This is a genomic window from Microcystis sp. M_QC_C_20170808_M3Col (assembly GCF_007095505.1).
Lineage (GTDB): Bacteria > Cyanobacteriota > Cyanobacteriia > Cyanobacteriales > Microcystaceae > Microcystis.
In genome coordinates this window covers 1-12,458 of record NZ_SFBY01000154.1, presented here as the reverse complement: position 1 = coordinate 12,458, position 12,458 = coordinate 1, and the positions used below count along the sequence as shown (strand labels likewise).

Annotated in this window: 12 protein-coding genes; 10 read left to right on the top strand and 2 right to left on the bottom strand. The window is 41.5% G+C overall.

Features of this window, described 5'->3' with window-relative positions:
* Positions 1–553: 553 nt before the first annotated feature.
* The 7 genes from gvpC (at position 554) to EWV84_RS07190 (ending at position 5,247) form a co-directional block, all read left to right on the top strand.
* A complete protein-coding gene (gvpC, locus tag EWV84_RS07220; protein ID WP_287077467.1) occupies positions 554–1,093 on the top strand; it encodes a gas vesicle protein GvpC in 540 nt (179 codons plus the stop codon).
* 620 nt (positions 1,094–1,713) lie between these two features.
* On the top strand, positions 1,714–2,754 hold the full coding sequence (gvpN, locus tag EWV84_RS07215) for a gas vesicle protein GvpN (protein ID WP_287077466.1): 1,041 nt from the start codon (positions 1,714–1,716) through the stop codon (positions 2,752–2,754).
* Between the two features lie 30 nt (positions 2,755–2,784).
* Positions 2,785–3,195, top strand: a complete 411-nt coding sequence (locus tag EWV84_RS07210; RefSeq protein ID WP_287077465.1) for a gas vesicle protein — start codon at positions 2,785–2,787, stop codon at positions 3,193–3,195.
* Positions 3,152–3,460 carry a gas vesicle protein gene (locus EWV84_RS07205; RefSeq protein WP_287739907.1) on the top strand — a complete coding sequence of 103 codons (309 nt, stop codon included), beginning with the start codon at positions 3,152–3,154 and terminating at the stop codon, positions 3,458–3,460. Before EWV84_RS07210 ends, EWV84_RS07205 begins: the two co-directional genes overlap by 44 nt.
* 285 nt (positions 3,461–3,745) lie before the next feature.
* Entirely contained in the window at positions 3,746–4,219 is a 474-nt protein-coding gene (locus EWV84_RS07200) for a gas vesicle protein K (RefSeq protein WP_286823767.1), read from the top strand.
* Between the two features lie 15 nt (positions 4,220–4,234).
* Positions 4,235–4,969: a gas vesicle protein GvpF gene (gene gvpF, locus EWV84_RS07195; RefSeq protein ID WP_287077464.1), complete on the top strand. Its 735-nt coding sequence runs from the start codon at positions 4,235–4,237 to the stop codon at positions 4,967–4,969.
* 14 nt (positions 4,970–4,983) lie between these two features.
* Positions 4,984–5,247: a gas vesicle protein GvpG gene (locus tag EWV84_RS07190; RefSeq protein ID WP_287077463.1), complete on the top strand. Its 264-nt coding sequence runs from the start codon at positions 4,984–4,986 to the stop codon at positions 5,245–5,247.
* Between the two features lie 154 nt (positions 5,248–5,401).
* On the opposite strand, the gene EWV84_RS07185 is transcribed toward EWV84_RS07190, so the two are convergent.
* Positions 5,402–5,734 carry a gas vesicle protein gene (locus EWV84_RS07185; protein WP_323801791.1) on the bottom strand — a complete coding sequence of 111 codons (333 nt, stop codon included), beginning with the start codon at positions 5,732–5,734 and terminating at the stop codon, positions 5,402–5,404.
* Between the two features lie 92 nt (positions 5,735–5,826).
* Here EWV84_RS07185 and EWV84_RS07180 point away from each other — a divergent pair, with 92 nt between their 5' ends.
* The 3 genes from EWV84_RS07180 (at position 5,827) to EWV84_RS07170 (ending at position 10,352) form a co-directional block, all read left to right on the top strand.
* Positions 5,827–6,510 carry a GvpL/GvpF family gas vesicle protein gene (locus EWV84_RS07180; protein ID WP_287077462.1) on the top strand — a complete coding sequence of 228 codons (684 nt, stop codon included), beginning with the start codon at positions 5,827–5,829 and terminating at the stop codon, positions 6,508–6,510.
* Positions 6,511–6,522: 12 nt separating this feature from the next.
* Entirely contained in the window at positions 6,523–8,424 is a 1,902-nt protein-coding gene (locus EWV84_RS07175; RefSeq protein WP_287077461.1) for an ArsA family ATPase, read from the top strand.
* Positions 8,425–8,507: 83 nt separating this feature from the next.
* Positions 8,508–10,352, top strand: coding sequence for an AAA family ATPase (locus tag EWV84_RS07170; RefSeq protein ID WP_287077460.1), 1,845 nt, complete (start codon positions 8,508–8,510; stop codon positions 10,350–10,352).
* 301 nt (positions 10,353–10,653) lie between these two features.
* Here the strand turns inward: EWV84_RS07170 and EWV84_RS07165 are convergent, their stop codons facing one another.
* Positions 10,654–12,261, bottom strand: coding sequence for an MFS transporter (locus EWV84_RS07165; RefSeq protein WP_287077459.1), 1,608 nt, complete (start codon positions 12,259–12,261; stop codon positions 10,654–10,656).
* Positions 12,262–12,458 lie beyond the last annotated feature (197 nt).

Below are 12,458 nucleotides of genomic sequence, written 5' to 3'. Positions count from 1 at the left end.
GGAATCGAATTATTAGCGCTTGAAGCTCGTGTAGTTATCGCTTCGGTTGAAACCTACCTCAAATATGCTGAAGCCGTTGGTCTGACTCAATCTGCAGCGGTTCCTGCTTAAGGATTGATCCCAGATTCTCCCATCGGCTGAGTTAAAACCATACCGGGTTTTCCAGATTCTCGGCTTTTCTTTAAATCCCTATTGAGTTTAGTTACCCCTCTCTTGGGGCGCAATAGTCTATAATTGATATGGCTGGCACGGCAACGGATAGCGGAAACAAAGCTAGACGCATACAAATTATTTTTGTTACCGTGATTTTGTCCCTTGTAGCTAGGTTTACCGCCTATCGCCAGAATGTAAAGCTCGCTGTTTTTCGGAATAGAAAGCAATTCTTTGGGTAGGAAGCCGCGCCCCTTGGTCTGGGGTAGTCCGCCATCTCAACTTTTGGATAATAAGAAAAGTCGGAATCTACTGTCTCTCCCCCCAGTCCCCGTGAATGTTTTTTTCAACGGGTGATTGGCTCTAGTCCATTCCATAGTATTTAGTAGTTGAGGACAACCCCATGCCTGCTCTCATGGAAAAGTTCCGCCAGGAGCGTTTATCGATTGCTGAAGAAGTAGCTGAACTCTCGCGAGGAGTCCAATCTTTTCTGTTGGATGTCAAAACTGAAAGACAAAAACAAGCGCAAGAACAGGCAACTGCTTTGCGCGAGTCTTTCCAAAAAGTTCAACGAGACAGCCGCGTGTTTTTAACAGCTACCCAAAAACAGCGTTTAGCTCAAGCGGAAAAGCAAAAAGAGGATTTACGTCAATTTCAAGAACAGCGTTTAGCGGAAGCGAAACAGCTAGCTGACGACCTACGTCAACAGCGTCTAGATCGAGCCAAACAGCTAAAAGAGGATTTAAGTCAATTTCAAGAACAGCGTTTAGCGGAAGCGAAACAGCTAGAGGACGACTTACGCCAACTTCATCTAGATCGAGCTAAACAGGTGAAGGATGATTTAAGTCAATTTCAAGAACGACGTTTAGCGGAAGCGAAACAGCTAAAAGACGATTTGCGTCAATTTCGTCAAGAGTTGTCTATCTACGTTTTTGGCAAATAAATCTCTAGGTTAATTCCAATCCACTTAAGCCTAGGGCTAGAGTAAAAACCCTCTAGTCCCTTTTCCTGGCTAAACTAGAGGACTATCTGAAAATACAACAATAAGCCTTTGGTTTTAAACCTACCATTCTGACCCTGCTTTTTTAAGTTTCTAGACTCAACGTAGGAGTGGTGGGTTCCCCTTCAGGCTGCTCTAGGGCTCTGGTAAATTAAGAAGTATTATAAAACTTCACTTAGTTTATAGTTAATTTTCTCATTAGTAGTCTTTATATTGACAAAGGAGGTAAGGGAAAAGGACTGCATCTGGGCTTGTCAATGTTTAAGTCTTGAAAAGTAATCTAGACAAGAATTTTAGACCCTTAGTCCCTTGACTAATGAATATCCTGAAATACCTTCAGAATCAAGGTTCTAGATCTAAATGACAGTTCCTAGTTTTTTGTGATATTATTATGAGGTAAGCCTTAAAAGCCAAAGACGATTAAACTTGCCGTAAAATTCGGGTAACACAAGCGTCCTTGCCTACTCGGTTATTAAGGGGAAACCTAAACGGGCAGTTGTTAGCTCAAGAATACCCGTCGGCTTAAGGCGGGGATTATCAATGGTATTTACTAGATTTCAACTATGACAGTTACTGGAACTCAAACGAGAAGAGCCGTCCTCTGCCTTCGCCCCGGTCAATTCGTTGTTACGCCTTCGATTGATCAAATTGCCACCCGCGCCTTACGTTATCTAAACTCTGGTTTTTCCATTCATCTATGTGGCCCAGCGGGAACGGGAAAAACCACATTGGCAATGCATCTGGCCAATTGTTTAGCCAGACCTGTGATGCTGATCTTTGGCGATGATGACTTTACCAGTTCGGATTTAATTGGTAGCCAGTCTGGTTATACCCATAAAAAACTGACGGATAACTATATCCACAGCGTTCTCAAAGTTGAAGACGAGCTAAAACACAATTGGGTGGATTCTCGGTTAACAATGGCCTGTCGCGAGGGGTTTACCCTAGTTTATGATGAGTTCAATCGTTCTCGACCTGAGGTCAACAACGTTTTACTCTCTGCCTTGGAAGAAAAAATTCTCACCCTGCCGCCAACTAGCCATCAACCCGATTACCTACAAGTCAATTCTCAATTTCGGGCAATTTTCACCTCCAACCCAGAAGAATATTGTGGGGTTCATGCTACCCAAGATGCTTTAATGGATCGGTTGGTAACCATTAATATGCCTGAACCAGATCAACTGACTCAGACTGAAATTCTTGCCCAAAAAACGGGGATTGGTCGAGAAGATGCTTTATTTATTGTCAACCTCGTCAAAAACTTTCGTTTGAAAACTGCGACTGAAAAAACGTCAGGTTTGCGCTCTTGTTTAATGATTGCTAAAGTCTGCGCCTCTCACGATATTGTGGCCCACTCCGATGATGCCGACTTCCGTGATATCTGCGCCGATGTTCTCTTGTCCCGCACAAGCTTACCTATTGATAGCTCAAGAGCTATTTTATGGGAAATCCTCGACGACAATCTGGTAGAATCCTTATCCGTTGGAGAGGAAGAGGAGCCTTCCGATGCCCCAGCGTCAACTTCTGAGCCTTCCACAGGAAATCAATCGATCAAAGCCATTCAATCTTTACTGCGAACGAACTTGCTGAAGCAAAAAGACTAGATTTTATACTCTTATTGGGTGAAACCAACCGTGACTTCTTCCACTTTTGCTGGCTCGCTCAAAACCCAATCAAACAACTCCCTGAAAACAGCAACTCAAGGTTCGAGTTTGGCGGATATCCTTGAACGAGTTTTAGATAAAGGAATTGTGATTGCTGGCGATATTTCAGTTTCGATCGCCTCCACTGAACTTCTAAATATCCGCATTCGTTTGTTAATTGCCTCTGTTGATAAAGCAAGGGAAATGGGAATCAACTGGTGGGAAGGGGATCCCTACCTCCATAGCCAATCCCAAGCTTTACTAGCAGAAAATCGGGAACTTTCACTCCGACTCCAAACCCTAGAAACCGAGCTTGAAACCTTAAAATCCTTAACCCAATTGAGTGCAATGGAGAGCCATGATCCCAGTCCGAACGATGAAGCACATTCCTCAGATGCGTGAAATTCCTCACTTGAATCCTCAAAGGTTAGGAAATTTACACGAGACGATTGCCCCCCTTGATAAAGCAAGGGAAACGGCGATTAACGGCTTGCAAGGTTATCCCTACCTCCCTAGCCAATGCCAAGCTTTATTCGCAGAAAACCTGGAACTTTCACGCCGACTTCAAGCCTTAAAATCCTTAGCCAAATTGAGTGTAATGGAGAGCCGTGATAGCAGTCCGAACGAGCAGGCACATTCCTTATATACATTGAAATTCCTCCGGTAAGGAAGTTTATACCAGTTAACGATTGCCTCTGTTGATAGAGCAAGGGAGATGGCAATTAATGGGTGGGAAAGCGACCCTTACCTCCCTAGCCAATCCCAAGCTTTATTGGCAGAAAATCTGGAACTTTCACGCCGACTTCAAACCTTAAAATCTTTAACCAAATTGAGTGCAGAGGAAAGTTGACATTATTTAATTACATCATTATTTTCCCTCAGATAAAATTTCTTGGCCAAGCTCCCCACTAGAGACTCACCGTCAAAAACTGCTCATTTACCAATTCCAACCATGACACTTGCTTGCACACCTTACGATTCTGATAATCAAGCCTTGCTGACCCGTCCAGAAAGTAACAGCCAAGCCGGTTTAGCCCCTTTACTGTTAACTGTCGTGGAACTGGTACGCCAATTGCTCGAAGCCCAAATCATTCGCCGGATGGAAAAAGGGGTTCTCAGTGAGTCTGATTTAGACAGAGCTGCCGAAAGTATCCAAAAATTGCAAGAACAAATTCTCCATTTGTGTGAAATTTTTGAGGTTGAGCCAGAAGAGTTAAATGTCCACCTAGGAGAGTTTGGAACTCTTTTACCTGAAGCAGGGAGTTATTACCCCGGAGAGGAGGGTATTAAGCCTTCTGTGTTAGAATTAGTGGATCGACTCCTCAATACGGGAGTTGTTGTGGAAGGAAATGTTGATCTGGGTTTAGCTCAACTAGATCTAATTCATCTAAAGCTTCGTTTGGTTTTAACTTCTCAGCCGGTTTAATTTGGGAGAATACTGATGACAGTGGGTCTTTATTTATATGGAATATTTCCCGAACCAGTTCCTGACGAACTAGGTTTGCAAGGGATTGATAATGAGCCAGTTCACAGTGAGATGATTGAGGGTTTTAGTTTTCTCTACTCCCTTGCTCATAAGGAAAAGTATTTGGCATCCCGTCGCTATTTAATTTGCCATGAAAAAGTATTAGAAACTGCCATGGAAGCAGGGTTTACAACCTTGTTACCACTGCGGTTTGGGTTAGTTATAAAAAACTGGGAATCCGTCACCGAACAATTAATTAATCCGTATAAAGACCAACTGAAAGAATTATTTGCTAAACTGTCAGGCCAACGAGAAGTTAGCATTAAGATTTTTTGGGATAATCAGTGGGAATTACAAGCGGCTTTGGAGTCTAATCCTAAGTTAAAGCAAGAACGGGATGCGATGATGGGGAAAAACTTAAATATGGAAGAAATTATCCATATAGGTCAAATGATTGAAGGCACTGTATTTCAACGGAAACAAGACGTTATTCAAGTCTTTAGAGATCAATTAAATCATCGCGCCCAAGAGGTGATTGAAAGCGATCCGATGACGGATGACATGATTTACAATGCAGCTTATTTAATTCCCTGGGAGCAAGAGCCGGAATTTAGCCAAAACGTTGAAGCGATCGATCAGCAGTTTGGTGATCGCCTAAGAATTCGCTATAACAATTTAACCGCACCCTATACCTTTGCCCAACTTATCTAAGGAGAGTATTAGTTATGTTTCTCAATCTTTTATTTCTTCCTGTTACCGGTCCTATTGGGGGTCTGATCTGGATTGGGGAAAAAATTCAAGAGCGTGCAGATATAGAATATGATGAGTCTGAAAACTTGCACAAATTATTATTATCCTTACAACTAGATTACGATATGGGCAACATTTCCGAGGAAGAGTTTGAAATTCAGGAAGAAGAACTTTTATTAAAAATTCAAGCCTTAGAAGAAGAAGAGGCGGCAGAAGACCAATCTGAATCTTCTCTCTAAAATTTTTCTATACGTCCCACGTTCAGAACTGACAATCTTTCCCACCCTATAGGCCATGAACAAAATCACAAATTGTAGCGGCGCTTAGTAAGGGCGGCTTTGACAAGCTCAAGAACTCGTTGAAGCTTGGTCAGAACTAGCCCTTGATTAAGCCTTAATATTCTAGGTAAAAAGCTTGGAAATTACTAGAATTATTAGAGGAGTGAGCAACAGTTTTGGGGGAATCAGGTTTTTTAGCTAAACTAGGAGGATTGACTGTACGCAAATTTTGAATACTTTGTTCTGTAGTCTCAATTTGATCTGTCACAAACGTCAGACGACTTTTTAACTGCTGAATCTGCCGCTCCATTATTTCTAATTTTTCTTGGATACGTTGTTTTTCAGTAATTAACTTATAAAGCTCAAGTTGCTGATCTGCTTCAGATTGTTTCCGAGGCATAGTGCTAATTTTAGATCTAATTGATCTGGGTGAACGAGTGTTTGTCATAACAATCCCTGAATAACTTAAAATATTCTAGCATATCAACGCCCCAATATAAAAACTTGTAAAAAATCGTAAATTTTCTTTTGGTAAACCCTATGAAATTGTACAATCTATATACTTACGCTTTTTTGAAAACCCCAATAGAAAGCCTAACATTACCCGTTGGAATGGCTAACCCATTGTTACTGATAACTGGTGAAGACCTCTCGGCTGTAGTCGAACCCGAAGTTTGTTTAGACACTTTACAAAATGATGATGAACGCTTGATTCAATCCGTTTTATGCCATGATCGAGTCATCTGTGAATTATTTCAACAAACCACTATTTTACCCTTACGTTTTGGCACATCTTTTTTAGAGGCAGAAAATTTACTGACTCATCTTTGTTCTCATGCCCAAGAATATCAAGAAAAAATTGAACAACTTGAGGGAAAAGGAGAATATCTTTTAAAATGTATTCCCCGTAAGCTAGAGGAGCCTGTACTCTTTTCTGAAAGCAGGGGCAGACAATATTTTTTAGCCAAAAAACAGCATTATGAAGCCCAACAAGATTTTTATACTTTGCAAGGTTCAGAATGGCAAAATTTCGTGCATTTAGTGGACCAAAGCTATCCGTCAACGAGAATTATTACTGCTCCAGGTACAGAATCACGAATTTATCTTTTAGTTAATTTTCAAGAAGAACCTTTGCTAATCGAGCAAGTCTTGCATTGGCAGAAAGTCTGCCCCCGTTGGCAATTACAATTAGAACAAGTTTCTCCCCCCTATCACTTTACTTAACTTGATTTTTCTATGACTAACTTTAACTTGGTAAATAACTCTCTAAGTCGTTATGACACTCGACATTTAGTTATGTTTAGTGGCAAAGGAGGAGTGGGAAAAACTACCCTTTCCTGTGGATTTGCTCGCCGTTGGGCTAAATTATTTCCCGAGGAACAAATCCTATTAATCTCAACCGATCCGGCTCATTCTTTAGGGGATGTATTGCAAACAGAAGTTAGCGATCAAGCATCACCTGTAAAAGACTTATCCAACTTAAAAGTTAGGGCATTAGATGCGGAAAAATTGCTCTTAGAATTTAAAGAAAAATACGGAAAATTTTTAGAAATTTTAGTAGAACGGGGCAGTTTTGTTGAAGGAGAAGATTTAACTCCTGTTTGGGATTTAGACTGGCCAGGTTTAGATGAAATTATGGGTCTATTAGAAATTCAACGATTACTTATTGACAATGTTGTAGATCGAATTGTTGTTGATATGGCTCCCTCTGGTCATACCTTGAATTTATTGGGAATTAAAGACTTTTTAGAGATTATTCTCAATTCTTTAGAGTTGTTTCAAGAAAAACATCGTGTTATTTCGCAAACTTTTTCAAAAACCTACAATGCCGATGATGTGGATGACTTTTTAGTGAAAACACAAGCAGAATTAACCGAAGGCAAACGAATTCTACAAGATCGGGATTTTACCCTTTGTTTAATTGTGGCAATTGCCGAACCGATGAGTTTAGTAGAAACCGAACGATTGCTCAATAGTTTGCATCACTTAAATATTCCCTGCGGCAGCTTATTTATTAATCGAATTCTAACGGATCCTAAGCAAAATTTAGATCGCTATAGTGAGCAACAGCAACTCCTCGATAAATTCCTAAAAATTCCGGGTCAAGAGACAATTTTCACCCTGCCCCAACAATCAAAAGAACCCCTAGGAGGTGAAGCATTAGATCAGATCATGAGTCAAATTAAAATCATCGAAAAAGTAGAATTTACTACCCCGCCTCCTATTCAATGGCCGCAAAAAATTCTGCCGAGTTTTAGTGATTTTATTGACGACAAACGCCAACTCATTATCATTGGTGGCAAGGGGGGGGTGGGAAAAACAACCGTTGCCGCGGCCATTGGTTGGGCGTTAGCTAATCGTCATCCCGAGCAAAAAATTAGAATTATTTCTATTGATCCAGCGCATTCTTTGGGAGATGCCTTTGGGACAAAGTTAGGACATCAATCCACACAATTAACTGATAATTTAAGTGGTCAAGAAGTTGATGCTGATATCATTTTAGAAAAATTTCGGGATGATTATTTATGGGAACTGGCAGAAATGATTAGTGGTGAAGGTAACGAAGAAGGAAACATCAAACTAGCTTATACTCCAGAAGCTTGGCGACAAATTGTAGCTCAATCTCTGCCAGGAATTGATGAAATGTTATCCCTAGTAACAGTGATGGATTTATTAGACCAGAAACAACAAGATTTGATTATTTTAGATACGGCTCCTACCGGTCATCTCCTGCGATTTTTGGAAATGCCAACGGCTTTAGGAGATTGGTTAAGTTGGATTTTTAAGCTTTGGATGAAGTATCAAAATGTCTTAGGGCGTGTAGATTTAATGGGACGATTGCGAACCTTAAGACAACAAGTGATGTCTGCCCAGAAAAAACTAAAAGACCCCCAACATACAGAATTTATTGGAATTTTACAAGCCCAAGATGCGATCGTTGCCGAACAACTGCGATTGACAGAATCTTTAAAAAAAATGGGAATCTATCAACGTTATGTCGTGCAGAATCGTTATCATGCTAATGAGGAAATTGATCGGGATTTATTCCCAGATCAAACTTTGATCCGCTTACCCAGTTTACCCCGGTCAGTAGAACCTCTAGCCCGGGTAAAAGGCGCGGCAGATCTGTTATTTTAAAGGTAATTAGTCTTATCAAGTCGGACTTCTTAACCCCATCTATCACCCAGTCCCCATCCTTCAATTGATTCAGGAGAAATTTTATGGCAGAATTATTCAAAGGCTTTGAGCAATTAGTCGAACTGGCCAAAATCTTAGAAGAAAAACTGGAAAAAGGGGAAATTAAAACCGAAATGCAATTTAATTCTCGTCCCTTGAGTAATATTCCCCGTTCTGGCGGTATTCCCCGTTCAGGGGGGGTTTCTCGTCCGAGCAATTCTGGCGGGGATGATTTTGAGGTCAATCGCCATCGCTCATCCTCCACTGATTCAGGGGTTAAAGACACTATGACACAGCCAGAAGAACCCACCACTGCTTCCCTTAAAGATGTTGGTGGATTGACGGAAGTGATTAAAGAACTCAAAGAACTAATTGCCATTCCTCTGAAACGCCCTGACTTGTTGGCCAAGTTAGGACTTGAACCCACTCGCGGCGTTCTCTTAGTCGGACCCCCTGGAACCGGTAAAACCCTGACCGCCCGTGCTTTGGCCGAAGAACTCGGTGTTAACTATATTGCCTTAGTAGGACCAGAGGTGATCAGCAAATATTATGGGGAAGCCGAGCAAAGACTGCGGGGAATTTTTGAGAAAGCCAGTAAGAATGCGCCTTGTATCGTTTTTATTGACGAAATTGATAGCATGGCACCCGACCGCAGTAAAGTTGAAGGGGAAGTAGAAAAAAGACTGGTGGCCCAATTGCTGGGTTTAATGGATGGCTTTGCCCAAAGCCGAGGGGTGATTGTTCTAGCTGCGACAAACCGTCCCGACCATCTTGACCCTGCCCTCCGTCGCCCTGGACGGTTTGACAGAGAAGTCCTCTTTCGGGTGCCTGACCGAAAAGGCCGTTTAGAAATCCTCAATATTCTCACCCGTTCCATGCCCCTAGATGAGTCAGTTTCCTTAGCTCTGATTGCCGATAATGCGGTGGGATTTGTCGGGTCAGATTTAAAAGCCGTTTGCCAGAAAGCGGCCTATAGTGCTTTGCGACGCCAGGTTCCTACGATTGACTCCCAAATTCCAGAAACAATGACTGTCGTCCAAGCCGACTTTTTGCAAGCCCTTAAAGAAGTTAAACCGGCGGTATTGCGGTCTGTGGAAGTGGAATCTCCCCATGTGGCTTGGGACAATATTGGCGGACTTGAACAGATTAAACAAACCCTACAGGAGTCCGTGGAAGGGGCATTACTCCATCCTCAATTATATACGCAAACCAAAGCCCAAGCTCCCAAAGGTATTTTACTTTGGGGGCCACCCGGAACGGGAAAAACCTTATTGGCCAAAGCGGTTGCATCTCAGGCGCGAGCTAATTTTATTAGTATTAATGGACCTGAGCTTTTGAGTAAATGGGTGGGTGCGAGTGAACAAGCGGTGCGTGAGTTGTTTGCCAAAGCTCGTCAGGCAGCACCTTGTGTAGTTTTTATTGATGAAATTGATACTTTAGCACCGGCAAGAGGTCGTTATAGTGGGGATTCAGGAGTGAGTGACCGGGTTGTGGGACAAATCCTCACGGAGTTGGATGGGTTGCAAACGGGGGCAACGATTTTAGTGATTGGAGCCACTAATCGCCCAGATGCGTTAGACCCAGCCTTATTGCGAGCGGGACGGTTGGATTTACAGTTAAAAGTTGATTTACCGAATGCCTCTAGTCGTTTAGCAATTCTCGGTGTCCATAATGATGAACGTCCTTTACAAGATGTGGATTTAGGCTATTGGGCCGAGGCAACCGAAGGCTGGAATGGCGCAGATTTAGCGTTATTATGTAACCAAGCGGCACTGATGGCAATTCGTCGTTATCGCCATCAGGGAATGACTGACCCGGCTGAGATTCGCATTACAACGGCTGATTTTAATCATGCTTACCAACTGTTGGTTGAACAGCGTGCCAATTGATTTTTTTTCCCCCTTACTTAAAGTAAGGGGGGAGAATCTCAACTCAGGAAAACCATCCTAAAAAGGAAAATTTGCCAAAATGTCTGCAATAATGGGTCTAATACTAAATCCGGTTATTAAAAACTGATTATTTATTCTCCGTTTTGCCTCTTGCCTCTTGCATGAGTGCCTATCCTCATAAGTAGCCTATACTCAACGGATTTAGTATAACTTTGTCTTGATAATTTACAAAACGATTGGAACCTGAAGAAGAAAAATTATTACGGGGTTTAACTGACAGTGTTTCTCAAAAAACTTATGTTTACTTTTCCTCTTGTCTTCTTGTTGCTAATTGGTCTAAAATTTCGGCGTGAACTTGGCGAGTAATTGGATAAAAATAGGCAAGAATTAAGCTAATGATCAGAAAAAATGCTGGTAAAGGAGCAATTGCTAGGCGAATTGCTATTAAAGCACTATCTGGCTGCAGGGGAATTGCTTCTCCTGGGATTCTCGGTTTAAAACCAGATGTTTCTAGCGCAATACCGACAAGAAATAACCCCAAAGCTAAACCAATTTTTTGCAAAAGTACCATGAAAGCATAAAAAATACCTTCTCGACGTTTTCCTGTTTCTAATTCGTCTAATTCAATCACATCGGGAACCATTGACCAAGGAATTAAATAGGCCACAGATACGCCAAATCCTGCCAAAACTGCCAAAGCATACATTAAAGTTATTTGTCCGGGTTGGAGCAAAAATAAACCAATTTGGGCAATAATCCAGAATGTCATCCCTAAAAAATAGACTATCTTTTTGTCTAATTTCTGACTAACTGCTTGCCAAAAAAATAACATCACTAAAGCTGTTCCCTGTACTGCCAAAGCGACTAAACCCGATGCTGCTTCCGATAGTCTCATGTAGCTGACGACGTAGTAAACCAAAATCGAGGCGGTTAATTGTACTCCTAACCAAGCACAAAGATAGATGCCAATAACGTATAAAAAGGGACGATTACCAAAAACTATTTTTAATTGTTCTTTCAGGGGAATAGTTTCGGTATTATTATCCGCTTCTCTCTGTTTAATTGCCGCGCTATCCTTGAGATGATTTTCAGTTTTGCCATAGTAAAGGGTTAACCCCGAAACTATCCCTTGTATTCCTAATAAAATTGTGGAAATAGCGATAAAGTCTCTGGGATTCACCCCAATTTTTCCTAGTCCATAGACCAAGGAAAGCGCACCGATAACTATAAAAGCAATTGCCAAAACTTTTTTCTGGGGAGAATTGAGAATCGCTTTTGCTCCTCGTTCTTGTAAAGCTAAAGCGCACCAAATAACTGCTATAATCGACATTAAAGCACAAACTACACCTAACAATAAAAAAGCTTGATGGAGATCGTTTGCATAGGACGATGAGACGATAATATAGAGAATTAATGAGAGAATGCTGCCCCCGATGGAAAAGGCAAAACGAAAACTATTTAAGCGGGTTCTCTCATTATAATCATGGGTTAATTCAGGGGTAAGTGCCTGGTAGGGAAGATTGACTACTGTATAGGTTAAATTAAAGATAATACCGATAAAAATATAATATAAAAATAGCCATAATTGGTTATTAGTCGGGATTAACCACAGTAAAAAATAGCTAATTCCGAAGGGAATTGACCCCAATAACATCCATGGTAAGCGACGACCCCAAATAGTACGAGTTCGATCGCTCCACATTCCAATAATCGGATCGTTAATAGCGTCGAAAATTCTCACCACCATCAGCACACTACCAGCTAATCCTGCTGGTAATCCTGCCACATCAGTGAGGAAAAATAGCAGGTAAAATACCGAAATATTGGCAGTGATAGCCGGTCCCAAATCGCCAGCACCATAGGCGATTTTTGTGGTTAAATTGAGTCTTTCAGAAGTCAAATGAGCCATAAAAGCAATTACAGAGACTAAAATAAGCTTAACCGTTCTGGGAGCATTTGTAACCTTTGTCAGAGCAGTTGAGGAACTTTAATTTTTTTTGTCTCTAGTAATTCCTGAAAATATCTAGGGTCTGCTGAAAAAGTTTTTCGGTGGGGGTTGGGGGTTGGGGGTTGGGGGTTGGGGTGTGGGGTGTGGGGTGTGGGGTT

Bases quoted from the DNA above. Each gene is read 5' to 3' on its own strand.
- EWV84_RS07185 (WP_323801791.1), bottom strand. From the start codon at position 5,734: ATGACAAACACTCGTTCACCCAGATCAATTAGATCTAAAATTAGCACT.
- EWV84_RS07200 (WP_286823767.1), top strand. From the start codon at position 3,746: ATGACACTTGCTTGCACACCTTACGATTCTGATAATCAAGCCTTGCTG.
- EWV84_RS07165 (WP_287077459.1), bottom strand. From the start codon at position 12,261: ATGGCTCATTTGACTTCTGAAAGACTCAATTTAACCACAAAAATCGCC.
- EWV84_RS07175 (WP_287077461.1), top strand. From the start codon at position 6,523: ATGACTAACTTTAACTTGGTAAATAACTCTCTAAGTCGTTATGACACT.
- EWV84_RS07205 (WP_287739907.1), top strand. From the start codon at position 3,152: ATGATCCCAGTCCGAACGATGAAGCACATTCCTCAGATGCGTGAAATT.
- gvpF (WP_287077464.1), top strand. From the start codon at position 4,235: ATGACAGTGGGTCTTTATTTATATGGAATATTTCCCGAACCAGTTCCT.
- EWV84_RS07190 (WP_287077463.1), top strand. From the start codon at position 4,984: ATGTTTCTCAATCTTTTATTTCTTCCTGTTACCGGTCCTATTGGGGGT.
- gvpC (WP_287077467.1), top strand. From the start codon at position 554: ATGCCTGCTCTCATGGAAAAGTTCCGCCAGGAGCGTTTATCGATTGCT.
- EWV84_RS07180 (WP_287077462.1), top strand. From the start codon at position 5,827: ATGAAATTGTACAATCTATATACTTACGCTTTTTTGAAAACCCCAATA.
- gvpN (WP_287077466.1), top strand. From the start codon at position 1,714: ATGACAGTTACTGGAACTCAAACGAGAAGAGCCGTCCTCTGCCTTCGC.
- EWV84_RS07170 (WP_287077460.1), top strand. From the start codon at position 8,508: ATGGCAGAATTATTCAAAGGCTTTGAGCAATTAGTCGAACTGGCCAAA.